The organism is Glutamicibacter uratoxydans (assembly GCF_050753455.1).
Taxonomy (GTDB): Bacteria; Actinomycetota; Actinomycetes; order Actinomycetales; family Micrococcaceae; genus Glutamicibacter; species Glutamicibacter uratoxydans_A.
The window spans coordinates 1,943,725-1,970,103 of record NZ_CP192736.1 but is presented as its reverse complement, the minus strand read 5'-3'; the positions used below and the strand labels follow the sequence as shown (position 1 = coordinate 1,970,103).

Here is a 26,379-nt window from a genome sequence, read left to right as displayed (position 1 = left end):
GAAGTAGCTGGCTGCAGTTCCTGAGCGGTGGATAGGCCGATCATTCAGGTGCCGTAGACGGGGATGTGCTGTGGCCGCTAGGACATGAGAAAGCCCTCGAGACAGAGAAAGCCCTCGAGACAGAGAAAGACCGATGCTGGCAACAATACATATTGCCGGCATCGGTCTTTCTGCGGTGCTCAGAGCAGGGAGGCTGCGGCGCGATCAACGAGCCAGCGGGTGGCCACCGTACCCTTGACGGCACTAGCGGGCACGGCATGCTCATTGACCTCGTGCTGGGCGGCTGCCAAGGCGGGGGCCTTCTCGCCGCCGGCCACCAACAACCAGACTTCGCGGGCCGTGTTGATGGTGCTCATGGTCAATGAGACCCGGTCGGCTGGAGGTTTGGGAGAGTCGTGCACTGCGATTGCCCCCAGACCATCTGCACGTGTGTGATTCGGGAATAAGGAAGCCACATGAGAATCCGGTCCCATACCTAACATCAGCACGTCAAACTCGGGATTCTGCGCCTCGGCGGCGGCTTCCTCACGCAGTAGTTCGGTGTAGGCGGTTGCTGCCTCCTCCGCCGAAGCATACTCATCTGCCGCACCCATCTGGTGAACGGTCTGCCGATCCAGCCCTAAGGAATCCAGCTCGGCGAATAACTCTTCGACCTGACCGGCATTTCGATCAGCCGAAGCGGCGTCCACAAAACGCTCATCTCCCCACCAAAAATGCACCAAGGACCAATTCACCGAGTGACGCGCCGGGTTGACCGCTACGGCCTTGGCCACGGCGACTCCCAAGCTACCGCCGGTAAGCACCACATGGGCCACACCGCGTGCAGCAATAGCATCGAGAGTTGCGGTGATCAACCGGGCGGCCACGGCATGAGCGGTGGTGTTCAAATCCTCATGAATAACAATCTGTCTAGCGATCACTGGGCTCAATACTCCTCAGATTGGTTAGATGCAGGCCACGGGTGACCACTTCACCAAAGACGTCGTCGGCATCTAACCGGCGCATCTCTTCGGCCAAACAGTCGGCATTCGGGCGGCGCGGTAGGGAGATCCGTTGGGGGGCACTGCCTGGCAAATAGAGGTGTGCCACCTCGCCGCTCGGACGGGAGAGTTCCACATCGCCGCCCGTGCGGGCCAACCGCACGCTGGAGAGTCCGCCGGTGGACTTATCGGCTGCGATGGTCACCGGAACATCTAGGCACATGGTGAGCCATGCAGCTAGCAGGGTAGTTGAGGGGGAGTTCGCCGATCCCTTCACGGTAATGTTCTTCAACCCTTCGGTGCCGATAAGATCCAGGATGCTCGCCAATTGAGCGCGCCACAGCGTGATGCGGGTCCACGCCATATCCGAATCACCGGCTTGATAGGTTTTCGCCCGCTGGAACAGCGCAGCCGACGGATCCGGATCCTCGGCAGAGTCGGTAATTCGGCGGTGGGCGAGCCGACCTAGCGGGGTATTCGCCGGATCTTGGGGGACACCGTGCGGCCACCAAGCCACGATGGGAGCATCGGGGAGCAGCAAGGCGGAGACTAACGCCTCGTCCGCGACGATATTCGGACCGTGAGTGCGCATCACGATCACCTCGGAGGCGCCGGCATCACCGCCCACCCGGATCTGGACATCCAGCCGGTTCTTGCCGCGTTCGGGGCCGCGAACTACCACGATCACCCGGCAAGGGTGCTCGCGGCTGGCCAGGTCTGCGGCTTCAATGGCTTTCTCAGCGAACCCTTCACGGGTGACCACCAAGAGCGTCAGTACTCGGGAGAGGGCCGAAGCGCCGTGAGTACGGCGCGCAGAAATCAGCTTCTTCGCCACTTGGCTCGTGGTGGTGTTGGGAAGATCAATCATCATGGGCGCCGCCACGTCCTTCCGTCTCGGGCCATCAATTCATCGCTGCTCGCCGGACCCCACGAACCCGGGTGGTACGGATCTGGTTGCTCCTCTAGGCCTGCCCAATATTCCTCGAAGGGATCAAGGATCCGCCACGACTGTTCAACTTCCTCATGGCGCGGGAACAACGGTGGTTCGCCCAAGAGCACGTCGAGAATCAGCCGTTCGTAGGCTTCGGGTGAAGATTCGGTGAAGGCGTTACCGTAACCGAAATCCATGGTGACATCACGGATCTCCATCTGAGTGCCAGGCACCTTCGAGGAGAAACGAATGGTTGCACCCTCATCGGGCTGCACGCGAATCACGATCGCATTTTGCCCAAACTCATCATCCTTATGATCGGTAAAGAGCAAATTCGGGGCACGCTTGAGAACGACCGCGATTTCGGTGACGCGACGGCCTAGACGTTTCCCAGCGCGCAGGTAGAAGGGGACCCCATCCCAGCGCCGGGTGTTGATATTCAAGCGGATCGCCGCATAGGTTTCGGTCTTTGACTTCGGGTTGAAGCCCTCCTCATCCAGGAACCCGACGACCTCTTCGCCGCCCTGCCACCCTGAGGTGTACTGGCCACGGGCACTGGCCGTGCCCAAGTCTTCGGGCAGCTTCACCGCGGTGAGTACCTTTTCCTTCTCAGCACGCAGATGATCCGCGTCAAAGGAGATCGGTTCTTCCATGGCAGTCAGGGCCAAGAGTTGCAGCAGGTGATTCTGGATCACATCTCGGGCCGCACCCACGCCGTCGTAGTAGCTGGCTCGTCCGCCGATGCCGATATCTTCGGCCATGGTAATCTGTACATGATCCACATACTTGTTGTTCCACAGCGGTTCGAACAGCTGGTTGCCGAAACGCAGTGCCAACAAGTTCTGCACGGTCTCTTTACCCAAATAATGGTCAATCCGGAAGACCGAGTCCGCGGGGAACACCGATTCAACGATTTCATTCAATTCACGGGCACTGGCTAAATCGTGTCCGAAAGGCTTTTCAATGACTACCCGTTCCCAGCCCGGATTGGCATCATTGGCCAGCTGATGCTCGGAGAGCTTCTGACAGACCACGTCGAACCAGCTTGGAGGGATCGAGAGGTAAAAGGCATGGTTTCGCCCGGTGTTTCGGGTGCGGGCGAGCTCATCCAAAGTTTTAGAGAGCTTCTCATAGGCCGCGTCATCGTCGAAAGCCCCGGATATGGAACGCATCCCGCTCGCCAGCTGGGCGAACACGGTCTCATTAAAGGGGGTACGTGCGCTGGCGATGATCCATTCACGGGTCTGATCGGCGAAGTCTTCGGCGGACCAGTCGCGACGCCCAAAACCTACGATCGCGAAGTTTGGTGGCAACAACCCCCGGTTCGCTAAGTCATAGACGGCAGGCATCAATTTCTTACGGGCCAGATCGCCGGTGATCCCAAAGAACACCAGCGCGCCCGGACCGGCGATCCGATTCAGCCGTCGGTCGCGGGCGTCGCGTAGTGGATTACTCATTACTTCCTAGCTCACAGCCTCAATCAGCTGGCGAATCCCCGCGGGGCGGTCGGTCAAATGCAGACGCAGCAACGGACGGCCATGCTCACCGCCGGAAAGCACATTGGCATCCCCGGAAGCTTGGGCCGCGATCAAACCCGCAAACCCGAAGCTGCGGCCTGGGATCGTCACGTCTTGTTCGCTGTCACCGGTGAGCTGCAAGTAGACCCCCTGGCGGGGGCCACCCTTGTGGTACTGCCCGGTGGAGTGCAAGAAACGCGGTCCCCAGCCAAAGGTGACCGGTCGGCCGGACTTCGCGGCCAACAGGTCACGAAGTTCCTCCAACTGGGCATCTGCGTGACGGTCCAGATAAGCCTGCACCGCCAGGTATCCGTCCTCCGGTAGCTGCGCTACCAGTGCGTCGAGGGCCGTATCCACGCGATCGTGGGTGGAACCGAAAATCTCGATGGCACCATCGACCGCGTCGGGTGATCCGGCACCTGGGGCGTCAAGCAGCGTGCGTGCGGCGGATTTAGCAGCTTCCACATCCGGCTGATCGAAGGGGTTGACCTCCAACAGATAGCCGGCCACCGCGGTAGCGTACTCAAAAATGAGGAACGCGGCACCCAGCGGAGCGGAGAAGTGGATGGCGGTGGCGTTCTCGTCAACTTCCTGCGGTAGCTCGTCGTAGAGATGGAGCGGCAGCACATCGTCCAGTTCGGCTTTCAGCTCCGGAGCGTTGGCGAGGGCGACCACGGGAAGGACACCCTTGCCCTGCTTGCCGGTGGATTCGGCGATCAACTGTTCGGCCCAATCACCGAACCCGGCCACGGTCTGTGCATGCGGGGCGAAGAGCAGCTTGTCACGACCCGGGGTGACCATCGCGGCCCCCAGATGCAAAGCCAAGTTATCTTCGTCGTCCTCGGTGAGCAGATCCGCGATGAGACCGGCTTCCTGAATCAGCATGTCGATTTCGGCTCCGGCAAGCCCGGCAGGAACCAGCCCGAAAGCGGTCAACGCCGAGTAGCGTCCACCAACCTCCGGGTCGGCGTTGAATACGGCGCGAACGCCCTCACGGTTATCCATGGGGGAGCCTGGGTCAGTGATCAACACCAGACGCTTGGCCGGATCAATACCCGCGGCTTCGAAAGCGGCGGCAAAAACCCGGCGGTGCGAATCGGTTTCGACGGTGGAACCGGACTTGGATGCGATCACCACCACGGTGTGCTGCAAATCCTCGGCCAGAATGCCTGCGATCATCTGCGGGTCGGTGGTATCGCAGACCACCAGATCCACACCGTCATGGGCCACAATGACCTCGGGAGCCAGCGATGAGCCGCCCATACCGCACAAGACGATCCGGGTCAGACCTTCGGCAACAAACTCATCACGCAGATTCAAGATCGCCGGGACGAGTTCTTCAGCGGTATCAAATGGATTAGTCCAGCCCAACCGGATGGCCGCTTCGGGCTGTGCCTCGGGACCCCAGAGGGTGGAGTCCTTCCCAGCAATACGGCTCCCGACCTTGTGGTGCAGTAACTGTGGAAGGTACTGCTCAACCGCGGCTAGAGCGGCCCCGGAGGTCACCAGACCCAGTTCCATTTACTTGGCCTCCTTGAGTGCCACAGCCATATCCGACAACAGTTCATTCCAGGCGTCGTCAAACTTCTGCACGCCCTCGACTTCGAGCAACTCAACGACCTCGTTGTAATCGATGCCCAGTGCCGCCAGTTGATCCAAGACCTGATTGGCTGCCGGATAGCTGCCAGCAATCGCATCGCCGTGCACCTGCGCCTCGGCAGCCGTGGCGTCCAAGGTTTTCTCTGGCATAGTGTTCACGGTCTGTGCGGCAACCAGCTCGGTGACGTACAAGGTGGCTGGGTATGCCGGATCCTTGACCCCGGTGGAAGCCCACAACGGACGCTGCACATTGGCGCCGGCCGCGGCGAGCACCGCGAAACGTTCGGTAGCGAACTGTTCCTGGAAGACCTGGTAGGCGAGCCGAGCATTGGCTACGCCAGCCTGCCCGCGCACTGCTGCGGCCGCTTCGCTGCCGATGGCATCCAGGCGTTTGTCGATCTCGGTATCCAGACGGGAAACGAAGAAGGATGCCACCGAATGGATCTTGGACAGATCCAAGCCGTTGGCCTGCGCCTTTTCCAAACCGATCAGGTACGCGTTGATGACCTCGCGGTAACGCTCCAAGGAGAAAATCAGAGTCACATTCACCGAAATTCCGGCGGCGATGGTCTCGCTAATCGCTTCTAAACCGGCCAAGGTGGCGGGGATCTTGATCAGTACGTTCTCGCGGTCTACCCGCTCGTACAGAGCCTTGGCCTGAGCGATGGTCTGCGCGGTATCGTGGGCCAGACGTGGATCCACCTCGATGGACACCCGCCCGTCAACCCCGTTGCTGGCATCATAGATCGGACGGAACAGGTCGCAGGCGGCAGCTACGTCATCGCTGGTGATCTCGGTGATCGCAGCTTCCACCGACTTATCGCGGTGCTCCGCAATGGCCTGACCGTACACTTCGGCGTTGGCCAGTGCTGCGGCGAAGATCGCCGGGTTGGTGGTCACCCCGGTGACGTTCTTCTCTTCGATGAGCTTGGCCAGCGAACCACTGGTGAGTCGTTCACGGGACAGATCATCTAGCCAGATCGAAACTCCGGCGTCGGATAGTGCCTGAGTGTTTGGATTGCTCATGAGTAAATGGTTTCCTTACTTCGCAACTTTGAGAGCAGCGGCAACAACGGCGTCGGTAGTGATACCAAATTCGCTGTAAAGCTTCTTGTAATCGGCCGAAGCGCCGAAGTGGTCCAGCGAGATGATTTCGCCCTGTGCGCCAACGATTTCTCGCCAGCCCATGGCCACGCCGGCTTCCACCGAAACACGGGCGGTAATTGCCGAGGGCAAAACCTCTTCACGGTACGCCGGATCCTGTTTAGCGAACCACTCATGGCTTGGCAGGGAGACCACGCGGGCGGCAAGACCTTCGGTGGCCAGTCGTTCGCGGGCTGCCACGGCCAGTTCAACTTCCGAACCGGTGGCGATCAAAATGACATCCGGGGTGACCTCAGCACCATCACGGACCGCTTCGGCCAGAATGTAGCCACCCTTCAAGGTGCCTTCTGCTGGACGGAAGCCTGGTGCGCTGCGATCGAAGACCGGCAGGTTCTGCCGTGAAAGCACAATGCCCGAAGGGGTGTCCTTCAGCTCCAGCATGCCCTTCCACGCGTAGGAGACCTCATTGGCATCAGCCGGACGCACCACATCGAAGTTCGGGATGGCGCGCAGCGAAGCCAGCTGTTCGACCGGCTGGTGGGTTGGGCCGTCTTCACCCAAACCAATGGAATCGTGAGTCCACACGAAGATCGATGGCACACCCATCAGGGCGGCCAAGCGAATCGCCGGACGCTGGTAGTCGGAGAAGATCAGGAAAGTGCCGTTGAAGGCGCGGGTTGGCGAAGCCAACACGATGCCGTTGGTGATCGACGCGGCAGCATGCTCACGAATACCAAAGTGCAGCACGCGGCCATAGGGGTCGGCGCTCCAAGTCTCGGTGGAACGCTCGGCCGGGGCGAAGGACTTGGCGTTGGTGATCGTGGTGTTATTCGAACCGGCCAAATCTGCGGAGCCACCCCAGAGTTCAGGAAGGACATCGGCTACAGCGTTAATGACCTTTCCGGACGCGGCACGGGTGGCAAGGGACGTGCCGGCTTCGAAGACTGGAAGCTTCTGCTCCCAACCTGCCGGGAGCTCGCCAGCTTGCAGGCGTTCGAGCAGCTGAGCTTCTTTGGGGTTAGCCGCGGCCCAGGTATCAAAGCGTTGCTGCCATTCGGTATGTAGCTTCGCACCGCGATCAGCTACCTGACGAGCGTGACCCAGCACCTCATCAGCGATATGGAAGCTTGCTTCCGGGTCGGCGCCCAGGATCTGCTTCAACCCGGCAACCTCTTCGCCACCGAGCTTCGAACCGTGAATGCCGCCGGTGTTCGCCTTGGTAGGCGAAGGCCAGCCGATGATGGTACGCAGGCTAATGATCGATGGGCGGCTGGTTTCGGCCTTGGCCGTGCGAATCGCGGAATCCAGCTCAGCCAGATCCTCCACGTAGTTTCCGGTCTTAACCCAGTCCACACGCTGTGTGTGCCAGCCGTAAGCCTCGTAACGCTTGAGCACGTCTTCGTTGAAGGCAATATCGGTGTCGTCTTCGATGGAGATCTTGTTGTCGTCATAGATCACCACAAGGTTGCCCAATTGCTGATGTCCGGCCAGCGAGGAAGCCTCGGAGGTGACACCTTCTTGCAGGTCGCCGTCGGAGGCAATGACGTAGATGGTGTGGTCAAAGACGCTAGTGCCAGCAGGCGCCTGAGCATCGAGCAGACCACGCATGCGGCGCTGGGCGTAAGCGAAGCCCACGGAGGAAGCCAAACCCTGACCCAATGGGCCGGTAGTGATCTCCACCCCGTCGGTGTGACCATATTCCGGGTGACCTGGAGTCTTGGCGTCCCAAGTGCGTAGCGCTTCCAAATCTTTCATTTCCAGACCGTAGCCGGAAAGGAAGAGCTGCAAGTAGAGGGTCAGCGAAGTGTGACCGGGGGAAAGGATGAAACGGTCGCGGCCGATCCACTGTGGATCATTCGGATCGTGGCGCAGGTGTTTCTGGAAAATCAGATACGCGGCCGGAGCCAAGCTGATGGCGGTACCGGGGTGACCGTTACCGACCTTTTCCACGGCATCGGCGGCCAATATACGGGCCGCATCGATGGCCTTGCGGTCTAGTTCGGTAAGTGAAAATTCTTCAACTAAGGATTCAGTCGCCACTGCGGCGTTTCCTTCCATTCAGGCTTGAGGCGGGGTAGGGTCCCGCTGGCACGCAATACGCCGTCGACCTAAGTACCCGTGGCGTTCAAACTCGGGACAAGGCAGCGACGGCGCAACTGCAAACCACTCTATCGCGGAACGACTGTTTTATGCGCGGCCTTAACCAAGATGACACGGGTAAAGCACGCAAAATTGCGTTGCGAGCCAAGGCTTTGTCCGCGATGAGTCTCTAGAAGCCCGCGGCCAGCGGACGCAGTAGTTCCAAAGCGCAACAGTAGCTGACCAGAAGTACAACGTTCCAATGTTGTGAGCGTCAAATATACAAAGGCTAGAATTTGTATAGGCTTTAGCTGTCGTGCGGCGAGTCTGATGTTGCAACTTGGAGTGGCCGCGCCGGTGCACAATCCATGCGCAGTTGTCACGGGAGACCTGTTGCAGGTGGCAGCGTGCCAGTGCCGTTGGCCAAAGCTGCGCAGAGATGACCGGAATCACCTAGTATCTTGGCAGTTCTCTCCAGCCCTAACTACCAACTGAGTTCTATTCCGCGTAGAATGAATTCGTCTGTCTTGTACCCGTGTAGAACTGAGTGCGTTTAATTGAAGACTCTTACCGTCGCTGATTCGCCGATTCCCCGGTCCTCGCGCCAGCCCGAGGAGAGCACTGGTGAATTCATTAAGCGCAAGGCCGGCGCCTATCTGGCGCTGACCAAGCCCCGAGTCATCGAATTGCTACTGGTTACCACGCTGCCGACCATGATCTTCGCTGAACGCGGTTTCCCCGACGTTTGGTTGATGGTCGCCACCCTGTTGGGTGGCGCAATGGCTGCCGGTGCCTCCGGTTCTTTCAACTGCTACTTCGACCGTGACATGGACATGCTCATGAAGCGCACCAAGGGCCGCCCCTTGGTGACCGGGGATGTCACCCCGCGTGAAGCGCTGACGTTTTCCTGGGTTCTGGCGGTGGCTTCGCTGGCGGTCTTCTGGTTTGGTACTAATCCGCTGACGACCGCTCTGGGCCTGTTGGCGATCCTGCTCTACGTGGTTCTTTACACGCTGATCCTCAAGCGCCGCACCACCCAGAACATTGTCTGGGGCGGTATTGCCGGATGTATGCCGGTAGTGATCGCTTGGGCCGCGGTAACCAACACCGTTGAATGGCCAGCAATCATCCTGTTTATCGTGATCTTCTTGTGGACCCCGCCGCATTACTGGCCTCTGTCCATGAAGTATGCGGACGATTACAATGCTGCATCGGTGCCAATGTTCGGCGCGATCGCCAACGCCCGCCGTGTTTCGGTGCAGGTGGTGCTCTATGCGTGGGCAACTTTGGTTTGTTCGATGCTTCTAGTGCCGATGGGTTATGCAGGCATTGTCTATACCGCATTAGCCGGTGGCTCCGGGCTTTGGTTCGTTTACGAGTCGCACGTGCTATACCGTGAAGCCCAGCGCGATCACTCTCCAGCGGAGATGAATCGCAAGGCCATGAAGGTCTTCCATATTTCGATTACCTACCTATCGATCGTCTTCCTGGCTTTGGCTATTGACCCGTTCGTTGGTAGCCCGCTCTTCCCGTAGTCTTTGAGAAAATTGCCCCCGGTGCACCGGGGGCTTTTTTGTGCCTACATGCTGGAGCAAGATTGCTGATGCAGATCTTCAATGATTTATCTTGCTATACAAGTCTTGTGGTGCAAGGTATCATCATCGTATGCCGGAAAGCTCCGAAAAAATTGCCACGAACCTGCGTAAGGGTGTGCTCGAATACTGTGTTCTTGCACTTCTGCAGGACCGTGAAATGTACGGCCTAGAGATCGCCAACGAACTGATGGACCGAGAACTCAGCGCTAGCGAAGGCAGTCTATATCCGCTGCTGGCGCGGATGAAAACATCTGGGAGTGTCGATACCCGCTGGGAACAGGCCGCAGGCAGCAGGTCGCGCAAATACTACGCAATCACCGCTGAAGGCCAGCAACAGTTGGCCACGTTTGAAGCGGTGTGGAATCAGATCAGCGCTCAAGTTTACGGTCTTCTAGGAGGGCACCATGGTTAACACGAAATTAGATCGGCCCGCGCAGCGCTACCTGCGCCAGCTAAATAAACTCTTGGGTGATCTTCCGGGAGAAGTCAAGGACTCAATTCTGCAGGATGTTGAAGCTCATATTGTGGAGGCTACGGCCTCCGGACGGAATACTGATGCGGTGCTTCTGGGCTTAGGGGATCCCGAACAGTTGGCCGAGACTAGCCGGGTCGAGTGGGGGATTGCTCAGCCGACAGGGGCGGCGCGGTTTGATCGTGGCCGGATCCTGGGCGGGTTTACTCTTGCTTTTGCGGTGATTGCCGCGGTGGTGGTCAGTTTCTTTCTGCGGCAACCGACAGGACAACATCCCGACTCCGGATCCAGCCCGGAGCAGGCCGTGGCGACCCTGTTAGAGCTCTATGGCCCCGGTGTGGCTGTGTTGACATTGCTTCCCGCTGCGCTGGTGCTCAGCGCCCTGTTGCTTCCGAGTCGTGTCCGACGCTGGGGCTTCCTCGGCGTAGCTGCGCTACTGAGCATCGTGGTCTTCGTTGACCTCGTGGGAACCGGGCTGTTCTTTGTTCCGGCGGCCCTGGCGGCATGGTTGGCGGCCACACTGCCCTATGCGTCTCGTCCGGTTGCACGATCCGCCGAACAGCTGACCCTACGGATTCTTGGTGCGGTGTTGCTATTCAGCCCGGTGGTGCTGGTCCTGTCCGGCCTCGTGCTGGGGAATCTAGGTGCCGAACAGATCCCATTGTTGATCTGGGGGCTGTTTAGCCTCGCATTGGCCCTCGGGTACGCGATGAATTGGCGGTTAGCTCACTGGGTGGTCCTCGGTTATGGAATCTTCGTGCTCGGCGTCGGTGTGGTCGATGCTGGCATCCTCATTGCCGCATTCTGGGTGGGCGGAGGAGTCTTGGTGGCTTTGGGACTCTACGGCCTGCTACGGCTATCCACACCAAAGTTCAAAGCACCTACCGAAACGGAGCTTCCTTAAACCACTCACGGCGGTTCATTCTCGAAGTGTGAACGTCGAGAATAAACCGCCGTGCGGTGTATTGCAGAACAGTCTTAGCGATTAACCAAGGGGGAGCGCGGCAACATCGTTGCCCGATCCCAGACATTTGTTACCGCAATACCCAACAGTGCGCTACCCAGCATGTGAGCCAACACCATGCCGATTGGCAGCCCCGTGAAGTGCTGGATGTACCCGATGGCCGCCTGCAGGGCGATCATGAGAATCAACCAGACTAGGGCGTTCCTAAACTTTGGGCCAGCTTGGCGTTTAGCCGCTAAGAACAGCAGCACCAGCACACAGCCGATCAGCAGGTAGACCGGCGCGGTGTGCATGCGGGTAACCAGCAACGGGTCGAACATGTGCCGCGGAGCCGAAGCGTCGCCCGCATGTGGTCCGGTACCAGTGACAATGGTTCCGAAGATGATCGCTAGCATCGCGGCAATCCAGGCGACCCACGCAACCTGCCCAAGGGTCTTTTCTTGGCTCGGGATGTGCTGCTGCTTGTATTCGGCAGCCGTACGGTTCACCAGCAACGTGGCCAGCACAACCAAGGCCATAGAGAGCAGGAAGTGAAGTGAGACCACCCACGGGTTCAGTTTGGTCCAGACGGTGATCCCGCCGATGACCCCCTGGAAAGGGATGCCAGCCAAGAGCACAATGCCCAAGACAAACAATGGCCGGTGAGTATGGCGCAGCTTCCAAATCGAGACGAGGAAAGCCACCGCAATAGCGATCAAGACGAAGGTCAGCAGGCGGTTACCGAACTCAATCAGCCCATGAATTCCCATCTCCGGAACCGGAGTCATTGAACCGGGCATGCAATTGGGCCATTCCGAGCATCCCAAGCCCGACTTGGTCAGTCGCACCGCACCGCCAGAGACGATGATGCCTACCTGCGAGATGAGCGAGGCGATGGCCAAACCGTGCACGGTCTTGGTGACCTTGGTCGGCAATCTGTCGGACCAGCTCGTAGTCCGGGCAGCGGACGAAGACATTAACTTCTCCCTTGGGTGTGGGTGGTTTCTAGTTCCATTTGAACAGCTTTACGGCAGCGAACGAAGCGACACCGGTCCAAACCAGTAGCTGGATCGCCGCCGGGAAGTGGAAGGAGCCGTCGATGAGTGCGGCACGGAGCGCGTCACCCAAGCCGGCCGACGGCATGGCGTAGAGCAGTAGCTGCAGCCAGTCCGGAGAAAGTGAGGCGGGGAAAAGTACCCCACCAACGCCCGCCAGCAGGATCCAGGCGAGGTTGGTGATTGCCAAGGTAGCCTCGGGGCGGACAGTTCCGGCAATCAGGAGCCCCAGTGCGGTGAAGCAGCCGGCACCGATTAGCAAGAACAGCAGCGAGGGCAGGATCCCGACCAAGCGTGGTTCCCAGCCCATGAGTAAGGCGCAACAGGTGATCAAAACGACCTGGATCGCCAAAACGGTGAGTACGGCGATGACCTTGCCAAAGATCAGACCGGCCTTGCCCAGTGGGGTGGTGGAGAACATCCGCAGCACCCCATAGCGGCGGTCGAAGCCGGTGCCGATTCCCTGACCGGTAAAAGCCGTGGAAATCACGCACAGCGCCAGAACGCCCGGTGCGGCGGCATCGATTCGCTGCTCAGCTACGCCGTCAAGTAGGTCGGTGAAGGTCAGCGCGAACAGGGCAATTACCGGCATCACAATGGCCAGCACGAGCTGTTCGCCGTTGCTGAGCATCTGAATGGTCTCATATTTGCCGTGAAGCACGATGCGTTTCAGCGGCGGCACCGCGTTATTCCGTGCGGTGCTCAAAGTTGAGCTCATGCGTCCTCGGACTCCTTCTGTGCAATCTCAAGGAAAACATCCTCCAGGCTGCGGGCCTGGAGCGAGATATGGGTAGGCAGCACTTCGGCCTGAGCCCACCAGTTAGACAACCACTGTAAATGCTCGGGAGAGCGCACTCCATCCAGACGGTACTCACCGGGGCTGGTTTCACTCAGGTGCAGTCCCGCGGGAAGTTCAGCAGGCAGACTCAGCCCTGGGCGGGTGCCGAAGGACACTGGGCGAGTGTCCTGCTCCTCGGCGGCCAGAGCGGTCAGTTCGGCAACGGTACCCTGAGCGACGGTACGACCCTTATCGATGATGTACACGTAGTCGCTCAGACGCTGTGCATCATCCATCAAATGTGTGGTCAGGATGATGGTCTTCCCCGCGTTGCGCAACTCCAGAATCAAATCGAAAACCACCTGGCGGGTCTGCGGGTCCAGACCGGCACTGGGTTCATCCAAGAAGAGGACCTCGGGATCGCCGGCCAATGCCGCGGCGAGAGCGACCCGCTGCTTTTGTCCTCCGGAGAGTCGGCGAATACTGCGGGAGGCAAAGGAATGAATGTCCAAGCGTTCGATCAGCGCGTCGATATCGTATGACCGCTGATACAGCGAGGCGACATGTCGCAATAACGGGATGGGGCGCATCGAGGGTGGCAAGCCGCCATCCTGCAGCATCACACCTACCCGAGAGCGCAATTCGGGTTTGTCCCCGAAGGGGTCTTCGCCCAATAACTCAACGGTGCCACTTTCCGGGCGGAGCAAGCCCTGCGCACACCCGAGGGTCGTCGATTTTCCGGCACCGTTGGAACCGAGCAACGTGGTTACCTGTCCGGGGAAAGCCTTGAGCGAAATATTGTGCAGAACTCGAAGCATCCGGTCATTCAGCGCCGGAACTGGTCCAAGATCTTTACACAGCTCACTGATGATGAGACTGGGGGATACGGAAGACACCCATCAATTCTACGCTAGGTCGAAGTTATCTCAGATGAGTCATTGCTCACGGCGCAACTGAACGAAGCGCGATAAACTGGATTCACGAGGCATTCTTCCCTAGATTTGAGGGGCTATTCAAGGATTGAGCATGGTCACCTTAGTAAGTCCTCCCTTACTAGACCTACCGCGAAAATTTGGTCATGCTTGTGTTGTGTATTCATCTAAAGCAAACTCGGTCGGCGAACAGCCGACAAAAGCAGTGGGCGCGATTGGGGATACCGAAGAGCGGACTCGCGACCGTGTGCTGTACGCCGTACTTGAGGACGGGCCAGTCAGCGCAGCGGAGCTGGGTAAGACACTAGGTTTTACCCCGGCGGCCGTTCGACGCCACCTCGATGCCCTGTCCAAGGCTGGGCTCGTTGAGGTCAAGCTCGTCGCAAACCAAAAGTCCGGAGCCGGACGCCCATCTCGGCGGTACGTCTTGTCCCACCGCGGACAGACCAAGCTCGGTAATGACTACCTGGATATCGCCACTCTGGCGCTCAAGGAATTGGGCGAAGCAGCGGGAGAAGACGCGATCCGCGGATTCGCTCGTCGCCGATTCAAAGAGATGGAAGAACGCTACGCCAAGGCCCTCGAAGGAACCGAGGGCCTAGAGAAACGAGCCGAAGTGTTGGGCGAGCTGCTCAACACCGATGGTTTTGTCGGGTACACCCGAGCCGTGGACACCAAACTGTCCACGGAACTGATGCGCAGCGTCCAGCTGTGCCAAGGACACTGCCCGATCCAAGATTTGGCACGTGAGTTCCCGGTGTTTTGCGACACCGAAACAGAAATGTTTGCTCGCCTCTTGGGAGTCGACGTTCGTCGACTGTCCACGTTGGCAAGCGGGGGACACGTGTGCACGACCCACATCCCTGTGGGGCGTGAAAAGGCGCCACGTAGCGCCGAGAAGAGAACTCGAATTCAGTTCACGAAGCAGGAGAGGCCGCGATGACGGATCAGATTTCACATGAGTCTGCCGACCCGGGCGTGATTACCGAAATTCTGGAGAAGAACCCCGAACTCCACGGAATTGGTAATTACGAATACGGTTGGGCTGACAGCGATGCGGCGGGTGCCGCCGCCCAGCGTGGCCTAAGCGAGGCCGTCGTTGAGAACATTTCCCAGTTGAAGAGCGAGCCTGAGTGGATGCTGCAGCGTCGCCTCAAGTCGCTAAAGTACTTTGACCGCAAACCCATGCCAACCTGGGGTGCAGACCTGTCTGGCATTGACTTCGACAACATCAAGTACTTCGTGCGTTCCACCGAGAAGCAGGCCACCAGCTGGGAAGACCTGCCCGAAGATATTAAGAACACCTACGACAAGCTGGGTATCCCCGAGGCTGAAAAGCAGCGTCTGGTTTCCGGCGTCGCGGCTCAGTACGAGTCCGAGGTCGTCTACCACCAGCTGCGCGAGGATCTGGAAGAACAGGGAGTCATCTTCCTGGACACCGATACCGCGCTGAAGGAACACCCGGAGATCTTCCAGGAGTACTTCGGTACCATCATCCCGGCCGGCGATAACAAGTTCGCCGCGTTGAACACCGCAGTCTGGTCCGGTGGCTCCTTCGTGTACGTCCCGAAGGGCGTCCACGTGGAAATCCCGCTGCAGGCCTACTTCCGCATCAACACCGAGAACATGGGTCAGTTCGAACGTACCCTGATCATCGCCGATGAAGGATCCTACGTTCACTACATCGAGGGTTGTACCGCCCCGATCTACCAGTCCGACTCGCTGCACTCGGCAGTAGTTGAGATCATTGTGAAGAAGAACGCCCGCGTTCGCTACACCACGATCCAGAACTGGTCGAACAACGTGTACAACCTGGTGACCAAGCGTGCCGTCTGTGAAGAAGGCGCCACCATGGAATGGGTCGATGGCAACATCGGTTCGAAGGTCACCATGAAGTACCCAGCCGTATACCTGGTTGGCGAGCACGCCAAGGGTGAAACCCTGTCCATCGCTTTCGCCGGCGAAGGCCAGCACCAGGACACCGGTTCGAAGATGGTACACATCGCTCCGAACACCTCCAGCGCCATTGTGGCTAAGTCGGTGGCTCGTAACGGTGGACGTTCGGCCTACCGCGGTCTGGTTCAGGTGCAGGAAGGTGCCAAGGGCACCAAAAACTCGGTGGTCTGTGACGCGTTGCTGGTTGACCAGATCTCGCGTTCGGATACCTACCCATACATCGACGTGCGTGAAGACGACGTCACCATGGGCCACGAGGCAACTGTTTCCCGCGTGTCCGAAGATCAGCTCTTCTACCTGCAGTCCCGCGGCCTGGCCGAGGACGAGGCGATGGCAATGATCGTGCGTGGCTTCGTGGAGCCAATCGCTCGCGAACTGCCCATGGAATACGCGCTGGAACTGAACCGCCTTATTGAACTTCAGATGGAAGGATCGGTCGGCTAAGAATGTCGGAGACCACCACCCGTATCCCAGAAGAGAAGGCACGCATCGGCGCACCTTCGATCCCTGGTTTCACCGAAGAGGGCGAGAACCTCTCGCCATTGAACGAGACCGCAGCCTCCGCACCGTTGGCCGGCGACTCCGTCAAGGGTCACAGCCACGGCGGGGGAGCCGGAGTTCCCGATTCCTCCCGTGCCGGACGTATGGCCAGCTACAAGCTGGAAGACTTCGCACCGTTGACCGGCCGCGAAGAAGACTGGCGTTTCACCCCGTTGAAGCGCATGGGCGGCCTACACACCGCTGAACTCACCGGACCAGCTCCAAAGCTGGAACTGAGCGGTTCAGAGAAGGTCACCATCACTACCGTGCCCGCCGGCGATAAGCTGCGCGGCGTGGTCGCCACCCCGGATGACCGGGTCTCGGCCAACGCGTGGAAGCACGCTGCGGAAGCAAGCGTGTTGACCATTCCGGCCAACAGCGAAGGCATCAAGTCGACCCTGCGCATTACCGGTGAGTCGCTGGAGGCTAGCGCCCAGCACATCATCGTGATCGCTCAGGAGAACTCCGAAGCGATGCTGGTTTTGGATCACGTCGGCTCGGCTGTCCTGTCGCAGAACATCGAGTTCGAGGTTCGCTCCGGCGCCAAACTGACCGTCGTGTCACTGCAGGCCTGGGAAGATGATGCAATTCATGCCTCCAGCCAACAGGCTTCGGTGGCGAAGGATGCCCACTTCAAGCACATCGCGATCAGCTTCGGTGGCGACTTGGTGCGCGTGAACCCCTCGGCAAGCTTTGCCGGGGAACGCGGTGAAGTAGAGTTCTACGGCTTGTACTTCGCCGACGCCGGTCAGCACCTGGAACACCGCCTGTTTGTGGATCACAACCTGCCCAACTGCAAGTCCAACGTGCTGTACAAGGGCGCGCTGCAGGGCCAGGACGCCCACACCGTCTGGGTAGGCGATGTCTTGATCCGCAAGGAAGCCTCCGGCACCGATTCCTATGAAGCCAACCGCAACCTGGTGCTCACCGATGGAACGCGTACCGACTCGATTCCAAACCTGGAAATCGAAACCGGTCTGATCGATGGTGCGGGGCACGCCTCCACCACCGGCCGCTTCGATGATGAGCACCTGTTCTACCTGATGAGCCGTGGCATCGATGAGAAGACCGCCCGCCGTCTGGTGGTACGTGGCTTCTTGAACGAAGTTGTGCAGCAGATCGGCGACGAGCAGCTCGAAGAGCGCCTCACCGACCTCATCGAAGAAGAATTGGCAGTCACCAACAGCTAAGTTGGCCGACACCATTCACAAGCTTTTTAGATATAGAAACGGATACGACGTATGTCTATTTTGGAAATCAAGGACCTGCACGTCTCGATCGACACCGAGCAGGGCGCGAAGGAAATCCTCAAGGGTGTTTCGCTGGTGATCAACACCAAGGAAACCCACGCAATCATGGGTCCTAACGGTTCGGGTAAGTCGACCTTGGCCTCCACCATTGCCGGCCACCCACGCTACAACGTGACCAGCGGCAGCATCAGCCTTGACGGTGAAGATGTGCTGGAGATGAGCGTTGACGAGCGCGCTAAAGCTGGACTGTTCTTGGCTATGCAGTACCCGGTTGAGGTTCCTGGTGTGTCCATGACCAACTTCCTGCGTACCGCCAAGACTGCTATCGACGGCGAAGCCCCGAAGCTGCGCACCTGGACCAAGGACGTGAAGAACGCCATGGAACAGCTGAAGATCGATTCGACCTTCGCTCAGCGCAATGTGAACGAAGGCTTCTCCGGTGGTGAGAAGAAGCGTGTAGAGATCCTGCAGCTGGAACTGTTCAAGCCAAAGTTTGCCGTATTGGACGAGACCGACTCCGGTCTAGACGTGGACGCACTGAAGGTTGTCTCCGAGGGCGTAAACCGCGCTCAGGAAGAAAACGACATGGGCGTTCTGTTGATCACCCACTACACTCGCATCCTGCGTTACATCAAGCCCGATCACGTGCACGTCTTCGTTGACGGCAAGATCGCCGAACAGGGCGGCCCAGAACTGGCCGACCGTTTGGAAGAAGAAGGTTACGACCGTTACCTGAACGTCACTGCCTAAGGAATCAACCATGAGCGAATCAACACAAGCACAGCAGGGCACCTCAGTGACCCCGCTGGATGAGGTCGAGGAAGCGCTCAAGGATGTTATTGACCCGGAACTGGGTGTCAATATCGTCGACTTGGGTCTGCTGTACGGTTTGAAGTACGCCGATGACGGTGCGCTACTAATTGACATGACCCTGACCACCGCGGCCTGCCCGCTCACCGATATTATCGAAGATCAAGTGTCTTCGACGCTGGAGAATATTGTTGACGAGCACCGCCTGAACTGGGTCTGGATGCCACCTTGGGGTCCAGAACGGATCACTGACGATGGACGTGACCAGATGCGAGCCCTCGGGTTCAACATCTAAGACCGTCTGACTTCTGCGCGACCGATGTGCGGAGAAACAACACGTTTCTTCGCACATCGGTCGCGTCGTTTAATCTGCCGAATACCGTAAATCCACGGATTGAAAACCCACGGCGGTGCCGGTCCCGCCGGCGGCTGCCATTAACGCCACCGCGGCGCGGTGGGAGCGCCGGCTTCGGCGGGCCTGCCAGAAAAGTCGGGTAACCAAGATTGCGCCGCTGGCCCCATAAGGGTGCCCCAGGGCAATTGCCCCGCCATCAAGGTTGACCGATCTCGAATCAATCCCCAGCTCATCCAGACAAGCCAAAGCCTGCACCGCGAATGCCTCGTTGAATTCGATGAGTGCCCCAGCCGTGGTGAGCGGTTCGCCGACGCGGGCTAATAGCTGACGATAGGCCGGTACCGCAGCCATCCCTAAAACCTGCGGGTCACAGGCACCATGTCCGGTGCCCAGATAGCGCAGCGCGAACTCGGGGCCGAGCTCATGGAGCCGCGCCTCAGAAACCAGCAGGACTGCGGCCGCCGCGTCATTAATGGGGCAGCAATTTCCCGCGGTGACCGTACCCCCGGGCACGAAGGCCGGGCGTAGGGCCGCGAGTTTCTCGGCAGTGAGTTGCGGGCGAGGGCAGGAGTCCTGCTGCACGAGGCTGCCGTTAACCGTGAGAGGAACTAATTCATCGCTGAAATGTCCGGCGCTCTGCGCGGCCACTGCCCGCTGCTGGCTTTGCAGGGCAAAAGCGTCCTGCCGTTCGCGGCTGATCCCAAAACGCCGCGCAATATTCTCCGCCGCCACACCCATGTTCGGATCGGGGTCCGGGGAAGGAGTAAACCGTGCCCGCGAATACTGCCGTACCGGCTCGAAGGGATCACGCGGCCGCGAAACCCGCCAAGGAGCTGTACTCGCACTTTCTACCCCGCCCGCAATCACCGCTTCGGCCTCTCCGGCGGCGATCATTCGCGCGGCACCGGCAATGGCATCTAAGCCACTGGCACATTGGGCATCGAGGGTGGTCGCCGGCGTGGTTTCGGGCAACTTGCTGGCCAGCGTGCTCACTCGCGCAACGTTCCCGCCCGGTCCGGCAGCGTTGCCCAGCATTACGTGATCTACCGCCGCCGGAGCAATTCCACTATCCGTCAGTAGCTCATTGATGACTGGGGCAGCGAGACGTTCGGGACCCAGTGCCGCGAATTGCTTGCCGACCCGCAAGATCGGTGTGCGACGTGCCGCGATCAGGTACACCCGGTTCATCGCAACACCATTCGGATGCTGGATGCCTGCCTGCGTGCCTTCAGTAGCTGAGCAGTGGCGATTTTGCCGCTTTCGGTTCGCGGCCAGGAGCTGAGAATAACTAGTTCGTGCGGCACTTTGTACGCGGGTAGATAGTTATTTAAGCGTTCACCTAAGTCCGTTAGGTCGCTGAACTTTTGGGACTTGCTAGCCTCAATAAATGCGATGAGCCGTGGTGCCATGCCGCTGACCGGCTCAGTTAGTACCTGTACCTGATCGACCGCCAGCACCTTCCCTAGCCCTTGGGCAATCTCAGTGGGGTATATATTGTTTCCGCCCAGATTCAGCATGCCGCCAGCACGGCCGTTCAGCAGCAGCTGCCCAGCGCAATATTTGCCGTAATCATTCACGCTCAGATATCCGTCCTGGCGGCGGAGGGTGATGTCAGGGTTCAGATAGTCACTGGCCAGCATTGGGCTGCGGACAAAGATTTCACCGGTTGTCGCATCCGGTTTCGGAGGTATGATCCGCAGCTGAACTTCGGGAAACAGTTGCCCGGCAAACTGCGCATCCGAGGGGGGTGGGGCATCGGTGGAATTCCGGTACGCGATCAGGCTGTGCTCGCTCGTGCCGTAGTATTCCACCACATCGACGACCGACTCCAGGGATTGCAGCTGCTGGCGCAATGAGCGCGGCAAACCTTCACCGCCGCTCACCACATAACGCACACTTGTCAACAAGCTTGGATAGTGATCGAGCAGGAGTTTGAGGATCGAAGGAACCGCGACGATGCGGGTACACTGCTGGGCGCGAAGTAGCGCGTGGGCAGCCTGTGCGTCCCAGCGCCCGGTCAGCAAGGCGGTGCCACCGGTCAACAGTGTTTCGAAAGCCGCATACAAGCTCAACCCGTGCGCCAGCGGCCCGGGAATGAGATTAACTTCTGCTGGCTGCGCGTGCAAGATGCGTTGCCCTAGCCGCAAGGTGTGCGCCCAAGAGCTGCGGGAGCGGCTAATGGCTTTGGGCGCCAAGGTGGTGCCAGAGGTGAACACGACTACGAGTTCACTACGCGGATCAATGACCGGCACCGGTGCCGGGTTGAGGGGTTGGCCCGGCCGGGCAGCACGAATGAGCTCTAGCGTCGGTGTAGCTCGCTTCAGCAGTAGTTCATGGTAGGAATCGCAGAGGACATGCTGGAGTCCGAGCTCGGCGATCACGCCGTGGAGACGCTGTACGGGCCAGCTAGGGTCAAGGACAACAACGGGGCAGCCACTCAGTATCCCGGCCAGAAAACCGGCCATGAAATCCACCGGGTCAGCGCAAAGTATCCCAACCCGGTGAAGCGAGCTGTCCTGCACTCTGGAAGTAGCTGCGGCGGTGAAGCTCTCGGCCAGGTCACTTGCCACGGCGTAGAGCTGTGCATAGCTCAGTGCCTCGACGCAGCTCACCACCGCAAGCTGCGAGGGATGGCTGCGCACGTGCGCAACGAAAGTCGTGGCTAGCTCCATGGGGCTTACTTCATCAAACCGGAGTAACTGCGATGCACGGTCATGGCAACCAGAGTGGTGATTGCAGCCTTGAGCAAATCACCGGGCAGGAAGCCTAATGAACCAATGGCGGAGGTACCCATCGGGATTCCGGTGACCATCGTGGTCCAGGGGATTCCGACACAGTACACCAGCAGGACCCCGCCGATAATCGCCGAGAGGAACCCACTGAGGAAACGCCCGACACTCGAACGATGGCGTAGCGCCCAGTACTTGTAGAGTAGTCCGGTCACTAAGGCGCCCAGTACCCACCCCAACAGGTATCCACCGGTTGGTCCGGCAAATACTCCCAAACCACCACGACCTCCGGAGAGTAACGGGAGTCCGGCGGCCACCAAGACCACAATGGTCAGTGCGGACAGCATGCCACGCACCGGCCCGAGCATGGCCCCGGCCAGCATAACTCCCATAGTTTGCAAGGTGATTGGCACGGGGATAAAGCCTAAGGTGATCGGCGGAACCAATCCCATGGCGGCAATCATCGCCGCGAAAATGGCGACTAGGACGGTGTCTTTGGTGGCGCTGGCGCTGCGCGCGGGACGGGTGATTGGTGAAGTATTCATACAGAGTCCTCAATCTAGGTGCTTCACAGGCGGTGTCTAATGCGTTGCGTTGCTGTCGTAGCCGCGGGCGTCTAACGCTTCGGCGGTTTCCTCGGCGATGCGTAGCGAGCGAATGACTAAAGGCACGCTGATCGCCATCGGGTTGTTCTGCAGCCCCCGTGCATGTTGGGCCTCGCGAACCTCGAAGTAAACGCGTTGTAGTTCGGGGATGAAGCGGATAGTCAAGGCCAGTCCGAGAGAGATCTGTGCGGGATTGGCACCGAGGACTCGTAGCGGAGAGACGACCTTTTGGAAAAGGTCGAGCATCTGCTCAAAGGTGGTGCTTAAACTGACCGCATAGGCCAAGACGCACAGGGTGAGCAGGCGTAGCGCGGCCACGGCCCCTTGCTCCCAGCCGGTTTGAATGCCCAACAGCACCCATATCAGGCCGGCAATGAGTGCTAAGGAACTGAAGGGCCAAAGGAGTTGTTTAAGCTGGGCGCGGGTGGAGAGTAACACTGCGACCGCGATAAGTAGGCACAGCAGCAAAACCAGCCATTGAGTCAGCAGGTAAATGCCAATGCTGAGCGCTAGCAGGCTGCCGAACTTCAGCGCAGCGGGCACCTGAGCAAGCCAAGAATTATTGCGTACTCCTAACATTGGGCGCTCCACCGGCGGTAGAAATCTATGGCTTGGGCGGGGGATCCGTCGAAACTAATTGCACCGTCGGTCACGACCAGCACCCGATCGAAGTCTTCAAGCAGCTCCAAATCATGGGTGACCACGATCGCCTGTTGCGCTAATTTCGCAATTTCTTTTTGGAAGCGTAGCCGGTTACGCAGATCCAGCATGGTGGTAGGTTCATCAAAGATGATCACCTTCGGATCCATGGCGAGAACTGCGGCTAAGGCCACCATCTGCTGCTCCCCGCCGGAGAGCGTGTGACTTTCACGTTCGGCCAGATGCGAAATCCCCAACTCCGCCAGAACCTGATCGGCTCGCTCGACTCGCTTGGCACGGGGCAAGCCCATATTCTTCAGTCCAAAGCAGATATCGTCGCGAACCAGCGGCATGATGATTTGATTTGCCGGGTTCTGAAAGACGAATCCAACATCGCGTCGAATATTTTTTCCGGCACGCTGCGTGCTGCGCGCAGCAACGTGGACTTCGCCGGAGGTGGGTAAGACCAAAGCGTTTAGCAGTCGCACCAAGGTGGACTTCCCGGCTCCATTGGGTCCAATAATTCCGATCCGCGCTTCATCAAGGGTCAGAGAGATATCCTGCAGGATGGTTCGCTCGGCCCGTTGCACCGAAACACGCTCTAGCCGGATACCAATGGGGGAGCTGAAACGAGCTGTGCGTTCAGCTTGCGGGTGAGCCTGCATCCTTGAGTCTTTCGGTCGATCTGGTGTTGCTGCGGTTAGCGCTTCGGGTTTGCGCTGTACCGAGCATACTTGATCACTGTTCAATTGTCTTGATCAGTGTTCAATAAAGTTCAGAATCTGGTCGAAAGAGACATCGATGGCCAATGATTCACTATGTAGAATCAGCAGGTCGCAGGGGTATTCGAGGGCCGGGTGGTACTGCCAGGGCGTGGCCCAGAAATATTACTTACTGCAAGATGAGTTGCTCGAAAATCAGGCCGATGGACAGGCCAATCATGATCAGCCCGCTGAGTATCGTAACAATTCGAGCCGCGAACGGACGGCTACGTAACAACGCGCGAGCGGTCAGCGCCACGCCAAAGTAGATGATTATCGAGACCGCAAAATGCGTTAATCCCAGCACCATGGTCTGCTTCGGCAACGCCCACGGGGTACTGGCCGAGATAAATTGCGGAATTAGCGCCACATAAAGCAATAAGGCTTTGGGGTTGGTTGAGCTGGTGAGCAGCCCTTTGAAGAAATCTACAGAGGTGGAGTGCTTGGGGGCGCTGATCTCTAGGGTGGCAACACTAGTTCTCTGCACTTGCGGATTCGTTGTGGCCGAATCGCTTGGGCGTGCAATTGGCGCAGCCGCGGATACTTCGACACGTTCGCCAGGGCTTTGGTAGAACGTGGCTTTATTCCAGCTGCGCAGCGTGCTGATGCCGAGCCAAAACAGATAGAGGGCGCCAGCGGCGGTCAACCAATTCAAGAGATCGGGTGAACCGGCGACTACGGCGGCGATCCCGGCAGCTACCAAGGCGGTATGGAGCAAATAGCCACTGAGTAGGCCCATGACTGCTGGCACGAAACTGCGCTTAGCGATCGCAGAGGAAATGATGTAAGCCCAGTCCGCTCCCGGGGTGCATGCCAAGGTGAAGGAAACCATTATGAATCCGGTAAAGAGTGATAAGTCCATGTCAGCCTCCCAGCGTGTAGCGCGTTAGCAACCCCCACTCTAAGGAAAAAGTCGCGAAAAGTGCTTGCGTTTTATTCCTCAAATAACGGTAACCAAGCAAAAAAGTTACCAATTTTGGGTTTTTGTGGGAAGAAGTTTGTTCTAAAGGTAGGATCTGAGCATGGATCAACTAGACCGAGCAATATTAGCCGAATTGCAACAGGACGGCCGGCTGAGTGCGACCACGCTGGCCGAACGTGTCGGACTGACCGTCGCACCCTGTCACCGTCGGATGCGCGAGCTGGAACGCGAGCAAGTCATCACCGGCTACCAAGCCGTCATTGATCCACAGAAGATTGGGTTGGGTTTCGAAGCACTGGTTTTTGTGACGCTGAAGAACCGGTCGCAAATGAAAGCGTTTGAGGCCGCCGTGGAGGAAGTGGACTTTATTGTCGAAGCGCAGCGGCTCTTTGGCGAACCTGATTTCCTCTTGCGTGTGTATGCTGCCGACTTACCGGGCTATCAACAACTCTATGATGAGGTCTTGGTGCAGCTTCCTGGCATTGAAAAGCTGACCAGCACCATCGTGATGCGCAATATCAAGGAGCGGAAGACCTTGCCGGTTTAGTGTTTGATACCCGGGGCGTTCGGCCGGCAAAGGGTGTGATGAGTAGCGAGACTACCAGCACCGCCGCAGCCAGCCAGAGAGCTGGCAGTACTGTGATGAAGTCGGCGAGGAATCCGATCACTGGCGGGCCGCCGAGCATGGCGGCATAACCAAAGGTACTAATAATACTCACTGCCCGCGAGCCAAGCTTTTCCGACCGGGATGCCGCGATGGACATGCCTACCGGGAATCCCAAGGAGCTACCCAGTCCCCACAGTAACGCGCCGACCGCGATCAGGGCTACGGAGGTGCCGGTGATGAATAGCACCACGCCGACGAGGCCAAAGGTTCCCAAGAGGAGCAATGCGCGTACCGCGCCGAGCTTGTCGACTACGGTCCCGCCGCCGAAGCGTCCGATAGTCATCGCGGCCACAAATACCGTGAACATCAGGGCACCGGTGGAGTGCGGCAATCCGTGACCATCATGAGAGGCTACCGCGAGCCAATCATTGGCTGCTCCTTCGGTGAAGCTCAACCCGGCCACCATTAGACCTAAGAGCAACAGCATGTATTTCGGGCTGGCTCCGGTCGGTTTTGGCGTGCTGGTTAGACGTTTCGCTCCAAGTTTGGCTTCATAAGATAGCAACCGAACCGACCAGATTGCCAAAGCGCACAGTACTAAGGCGACCACCCCGAAGTGCCAGAAACTGTACCACTGCCATGTGATCGTCAGTGTCGCGAATCCCGCACCCAGCAGTGTACCCAGGCTAAAGAAACCATGAAGTGAGGGCAGGATGCTATGTCCGATGCGTCGTTCTACTCCGGCCCCGTAAACATTCATGGTCACATCGAGGATTCCGAAGATGATGCCACTGAAAAATAGCGTGAGATAGGCGATCTCGGGGGTACGCACAATGGACACGGCGAGACCTAGTGCGATCAGCCCGAAAGCAAGAGCCAGCGGCAGAAAGGTCAACATGCGACGGGTTGATACCTTGCGGATCAGCGTGGGCGCTAACCCTAGACCCATAAGCGAACCGGCGGTCAGGCAGGCCAAGAACGTGCCAAGACCGGTACCGCTAAAAGAAAAGACGTCGCTAATAACTGACAATCGCCCGGCCCATGAGGCAAACCACAGACCGCTTACCAGGAATACAAGGCTGATGCCTAAACGTTCCTGGGTGAAGCGATGTGTTGGTGCTGCCTGTGTGACCATCACTGAAACCTTACTAATAAATACATTACTTTGATTTTATCGCAATGCTGGTCGGCTAAAGTGGAAAAGTGACCTAATGAACCAC

25 protein-coding genes are annotated in these 26,379 nt (G+C 58.6%); 9 read left to right on the top strand and 16 right to left on the bottom strand.

Going from position 1 to position 26,379, the window contains the following annotated elements; all coding sequences use genetic code 11:
• Positions 1-179: 179 nt before the first annotated feature.
• Genes pgl through tkt form a run of 6 tightly spaced genes read right to left on the bottom strand, consistent with a single transcriptional unit; the run spans position 180 to position 8,171 of the window.
• Positions 180-920 carry a 6-phosphogluconolactonase gene (pgl, locus tag ACQQZ8_RS09025; RefSeq protein WP_431712166.1) on the bottom strand — a complete coding sequence of 247 codons (741 nt, stop codon included), beginning with the start codon at positions 918-920 and terminating at the stop codon, positions 180-182.
• A complete protein-coding gene (locus tag ACQQZ8_RS09020; RefSeq protein ID WP_431709506.1) occupies positions 910-1,851 on the bottom strand; it encodes a glucose-6-phosphate dehydrogenase assembly protein OpcA in 942 nt (313 codons plus the stop codon). The genes pgl and ACQQZ8_RS09020 overlap by 11 nt, the downstream gene beginning before the upstream one ends.
• A complete protein-coding gene (gene zwf, locus ACQQZ8_RS09015; RefSeq protein ID WP_431709505.1) occupies positions 1,848-3,368 on the bottom strand; it encodes a glucose-6-phosphate dehydrogenase in 1,521 nt (506 codons plus the stop codon). Before zwf ends, ACQQZ8_RS09020 begins: the two co-directional genes overlap by 4 nt.
• Positions 3,369-3,374: 6 nt before the next feature.
• The gene (locus tag ACQQZ8_RS09010; RefSeq protein ID WP_431709504.1) at positions 3,375-4,949 is read right to left on the bottom strand and encodes a glucose-6-phosphate isomerase; all 1,575 of its coding nucleotides are present in this window, start codon (positions 4,947-4,949) and stop codon (positions 3,375-3,377) included.
• Complete coding sequence (tal, locus tag ACQQZ8_RS09005) at positions 4,950-6,053, bottom strand: transaldolase (RefSeq protein ID WP_431709503.1); 1,104 nt, start codon at positions 6,051-6,053, stop codon at positions 4,950-4,952. It lies immediately after the preceding gene.
• A 15-nt stretch (positions 6,054-6,068) separates the two neighbouring features.
• Positions 6,069-8,171 carry a transketolase gene (gene tkt / locus ACQQZ8_RS09000; protein WP_431709502.1) on the bottom strand — a complete coding sequence of 701 codons (2,103 nt, stop codon included), beginning with the start codon at positions 8,169-8,171 and terminating at the stop codon, positions 6,069-6,071.
• A 626-nt stretch (positions 8,172-8,797) separates the two neighbouring features.
• On the opposite strand from tkt, the gene ACQQZ8_RS08995 reads away from it, so the two are divergent.
• The 3 genes from ACQQZ8_RS08995 to ACQQZ8_RS08985 all read left to right on the top strand — a co-directional run bounded on the left by ACQQZ8_RS08995 (position 8,798) and on the right by ACQQZ8_RS08985 (position 11,181).
• The gene (locus ACQQZ8_RS08995; protein WP_431712165.1) at positions 8,798-9,745 is read left to right on the top strand and encodes a heme o synthase; all 948 of its coding nucleotides are present in this window, start codon (positions 8,798-8,800) and stop codon (positions 9,743-9,745) included.
• 130 nt (positions 9,746-9,875) lie between these two features.
• Complete coding sequence (locus tag ACQQZ8_RS08990; protein ID WP_431709501.1) at positions 9,876-10,217, top strand: PadR family transcriptional regulator; 342 nt, start codon at positions 9,876-9,878, stop codon at positions 10,215-10,217.
• A complete protein-coding gene (locus ACQQZ8_RS08985; protein WP_431709500.1) occupies positions 10,210-11,181 on the top strand; it encodes an HAAS signaling domain-containing protein in 972 nt (323 codons plus the stop codon). Before ACQQZ8_RS08990 ends, ACQQZ8_RS08985 begins: the two co-directional genes overlap by 8 nt.
• A gap of 74 nt (positions 11,182-11,255) precedes the next feature.
• Here ACQQZ8_RS08985 and ACQQZ8_RS08980 read toward each other — a convergent pair whose 3' ends face one another.
• From ACQQZ8_RS08980 to ACQQZ8_RS08970, 3 genes are read right to left on the bottom strand one after another with little or no spacing between them, the layout of a single operon-like run.
• Positions 11,256-12,197: a COX15/CtaA family protein gene (locus ACQQZ8_RS08980; protein ID WP_431709499.1), complete on the bottom strand. Its 942-nt coding sequence runs from the start codon at positions 12,195-12,197 to the stop codon at positions 11,256-11,258.
• 28 nt (positions 12,198-12,225) lie between these two features.
• Entirely contained in the window at positions 12,226-12,993 is a 768-nt protein-coding gene (locus tag ACQQZ8_RS08975; RefSeq protein ID WP_431709498.1) for an ABC transporter permease, read from the bottom strand.
• Positions 12,990-13,949 (bottom strand): ABC transporter ATP-binding protein, encoded by a 960-nt coding sequence (locus ACQQZ8_RS08970; protein ID WP_431709497.1) that lies wholly within the window; start codon positions 13,947-13,949, stop codon positions 12,990-12,992. The genes ACQQZ8_RS08975 and ACQQZ8_RS08970 overlap by 4 nt, the downstream gene beginning before the upstream one ends.
• A 193-nt stretch (positions 13,950-14,142) precedes the next feature.
• Between ACQQZ8_RS08970 and ACQQZ8_RS08965 the strand changes: the two genes are divergently transcribed.
• From ACQQZ8_RS08965 to ACQQZ8_RS08945, 5 genes are read left to right on the top strand one after another with little or no spacing between them, the layout of a single operon-like run.
• Positions 14,143-14,928: a helix-turn-helix transcriptional regulator gene (locus ACQQZ8_RS08965; RefSeq protein ID WP_431709496.1), complete on the top strand. Its 786-nt coding sequence runs from the start codon at positions 14,143-14,145 to the stop codon at positions 14,926-14,928.
• Positions 14,925-16,385 (top strand): Fe-S cluster assembly protein SufB, encoded by a 1,461-nt coding sequence (sufB, locus tag ACQQZ8_RS08960; RefSeq protein ID WP_431709495.1) that lies wholly within the window; start codon positions 14,925-14,927, stop codon positions 16,383-16,385. Before ACQQZ8_RS08965 ends, sufB begins: the two co-directional genes overlap by 4 nt.
• 2 nt (positions 16,386-16,387) lie before the next feature.
• Positions 16,388-17,671 (top strand): Fe-S cluster assembly protein SufD, encoded by a 1,284-nt coding sequence (gene sufD, locus ACQQZ8_RS08955; protein ID WP_431709494.1) that lies wholly within the window; start codon positions 16,388-16,390, stop codon positions 17,669-17,671.
• A gap of 51 nt (positions 17,672-17,722) precedes the next feature.
• Positions 17,723-18,481, top strand: a complete 759-nt coding sequence (sufC, locus tag ACQQZ8_RS08950) for a Fe-S cluster assembly ATPase SufC (protein WP_431709493.1) — start codon at positions 17,723-17,725, stop codon at positions 18,479-18,481.
• Positions 18,482-18,491: 10 nt separating this feature from the next.
• Positions 18,492-18,836, top strand: coding sequence for a metal-sulfur cluster assembly factor (locus tag ACQQZ8_RS08945; protein ID WP_431709492.1), 345 nt, complete (start codon positions 18,492-18,494; stop codon positions 18,834-18,836).
• A 69-nt stretch (positions 18,837-18,905) separates the two neighbouring features.
• Here the strand turns inward: ACQQZ8_RS08945 and ACQQZ8_RS08940 are convergent, their stop codons facing one another.
• From ACQQZ8_RS08940 to ACQQZ8_RS08915, 6 genes are all read right to left on the bottom strand, one after another.
• The gene (locus ACQQZ8_RS08940) at positions 18,906-20,084 is read right to left on the bottom strand and encodes a thiolase family protein (RefSeq protein ID WP_431709491.1); all 1,179 of its coding nucleotides are present in this window, start codon (positions 20,082-20,084) and stop codon (positions 18,906-18,908) included.
• Positions 20,081-21,568, bottom strand: a complete 1,488-nt coding sequence (locus tag ACQQZ8_RS08935) for a class I adenylate-forming enzyme family protein (RefSeq protein ID WP_431709490.1) — start codon at positions 21,566-21,568, stop codon at positions 20,081-20,083. The genes ACQQZ8_RS08940 and ACQQZ8_RS08935 overlap by 4 nt, the downstream gene beginning before the upstream one ends.
• A 5-nt stretch (positions 21,569-21,573) precedes the next feature.
• Positions 21,574-22,170, bottom strand: coding sequence for a biotin transporter BioY (locus ACQQZ8_RS08930; protein ID WP_431709488.1), 597 nt, complete (start codon positions 22,168-22,170; stop codon positions 21,574-21,576).
• 36 nt (positions 22,171-22,206) lie between these two features.
• Positions 22,207-22,809 (bottom strand): energy-coupling factor transporter transmembrane component T family protein, encoded by a 603-nt coding sequence (locus ACQQZ8_RS08925; protein WP_431709487.1) that lies wholly within the window; start codon positions 22,807-22,809, stop codon positions 22,207-22,209.
• Positions 22,803-23,534 carry an energy-coupling factor ABC transporter ATP-binding protein gene (locus ACQQZ8_RS08920; RefSeq protein WP_431709486.1) on the bottom strand — a complete coding sequence of 244 codons (732 nt, stop codon included), beginning with the start codon at positions 23,532-23,534 and terminating at the stop codon, positions 22,803-22,805. The genes ACQQZ8_RS08925 and ACQQZ8_RS08920 overlap by 7 nt, the downstream gene beginning before the upstream one ends.
• A gap of 226 nt (positions 23,535-23,760) precedes the next feature.
• Positions 23,761-24,492, bottom strand: coding sequence for a LysE family translocator (locus ACQQZ8_RS08915; protein ID WP_431709485.1), 732 nt, complete (start codon positions 24,490-24,492; stop codon positions 23,761-23,763).
• A gap of 160 nt (positions 24,493-24,652) precedes the next feature.
• Between ACQQZ8_RS08915 and ACQQZ8_RS08910 the strand changes: the two genes are divergently transcribed.
• Positions 24,653-25,099, top strand: coding sequence for an Lrp/AsnC family transcriptional regulator (locus tag ACQQZ8_RS08910; RefSeq protein ID WP_431709484.1), 447 nt, complete (start codon positions 24,653-24,655; stop codon positions 25,097-25,099).
• Here ACQQZ8_RS08910 and ACQQZ8_RS08905 read toward each other — a convergent pair.
• Complete coding sequence (locus ACQQZ8_RS08905) at positions 25,071-26,294, bottom strand: MFS transporter (protein ID WP_431709483.1); 1,224 nt, start codon at positions 26,292-26,294, stop codon at positions 25,071-25,073. The genes ACQQZ8_RS08910 and ACQQZ8_RS08905 overlap by 29 nt on opposite strands.
• Positions 26,295-26,379 lie beyond the last annotated feature (85 nt).

Coding starts and splice junctions, on each gene's coding strand:
- ACQQZ8_RS09020 (WP_431709506.1), bottom strand. CDS start 1,851: ATGATGATTGATCTTCCCAACACCACCACGAGCCAAGTGGCGAAGAAG.
- zwf (WP_431709505.1), bottom strand. CDS start 3,368: ATGAGTAATCCACTACGCGACGCCCGCGACCGACGGCTGAATCGGATC.
- ACQQZ8_RS09010 (WP_431709504.1), bottom strand. CDS start 4,949: ATGGAACTGGGTCTGGTGACCTCCGGGGCCGCTCTAGCCGCGGTTGAG.
- tal (WP_431709503.1), bottom strand. CDS start 6,053: ATGAGCAATCCAAACACTCAGGCACTATCCGACGCCGGAGTTTCGATC.
- ACQQZ8_RS08990 (WP_431709501.1), top strand. CDS start 9,876: ATGCCGGAAAGCTCCGAAAAAATTGCCACGAACCTGCGTAAGGGTGTG.
- ACQQZ8_RS08985 (WP_431709500.1), top strand. CDS start 10,210: ATGGTTAACACGAAATTAGATCGGCCCGCGCAGCGCTACCTGCGCCAG.
- ACQQZ8_RS08980 (WP_431709499.1), bottom strand. CDS start 12,197: ATGTCTTCGTCCGCTGCCCGGACTACGAGCTGGTCCGACAGATTGCCG.
- ACQQZ8_RS08975 (WP_431709498.1), bottom strand. CDS start 12,993: ATGAGCTCAACTTTGAGCACCGCACGGAATAACGCGGTGCCGCCGCTG.
- sufB (WP_431709495.1), top strand. CDS start 14,925: ATGACGGATCAGATTTCACATGAGTCTGCCGACCCGGGCGTGATTACC.
- sufD (WP_431709494.1), top strand. CDS start 16,388: ATGTCGGAGACCACCACCCGTATCCCAGAAGAGAAGGCACGCATCGGC.
- sufC (WP_431709493.1), top strand. CDS start 17,723: ATGTCTATTTTGGAAATCAAGGACCTGCACGTCTCGATCGACACCGAG.
- ACQQZ8_RS08945 (WP_431709492.1), top strand. CDS start 18,492: ATGAGCGAATCAACACAAGCACAGCAGGGCACCTCAGTGACCCCGCTG.
- ACQQZ8_RS08940 (WP_431709491.1), bottom strand. CDS start 20,084: ATGAACCGGGTGTACCTGATCGCGGCACGTCGCACACCGATCTTGCGG.
- ACQQZ8_RS08935 (WP_431709490.1), bottom strand. CDS start 21,568: ATGGAGCTAGCCACGACTTTCGTTGCGCACGTGCGCAGCCATCCCTCG.
- ACQQZ8_RS08930 (WP_431709488.1), bottom strand. CDS start 22,170: ATGAATACTTCACCAATCACCCGTCCCGCGCGCAGCGCCAGCGCCACC.
- ACQQZ8_RS08925 (WP_431709487.1), bottom strand. CDS start 22,809: ATGTTAGGAGTACGCAATAATTCTTGGCTTGCTCAGGTGCCCGCTGCG.
- ACQQZ8_RS08920 (WP_431709486.1), bottom strand. CDS start 23,534: ATGCAGGCTCACCCGCAAGCTGAACGCACAGCTCGTTTCAGCTCCCCC.
- ACQQZ8_RS08915 (WP_431709485.1), bottom strand. CDS start 24,492: ATGGACTTATCACTCTTTACCGGATTCATAATGGTTTCCTTCACCTTG.
- ACQQZ8_RS08910 (WP_431709484.1), top strand. CDS start 24,653: ATGGATCAACTAGACCGAGCAATATTAGCCGAATTGCAACAGGACGGC.
- ACQQZ8_RS08905 (WP_431709483.1), bottom strand. CDS start 26,294: ATGGTCACACAGGCAGCACCAACACATCGCTTCACCCAGGAACGTTTA.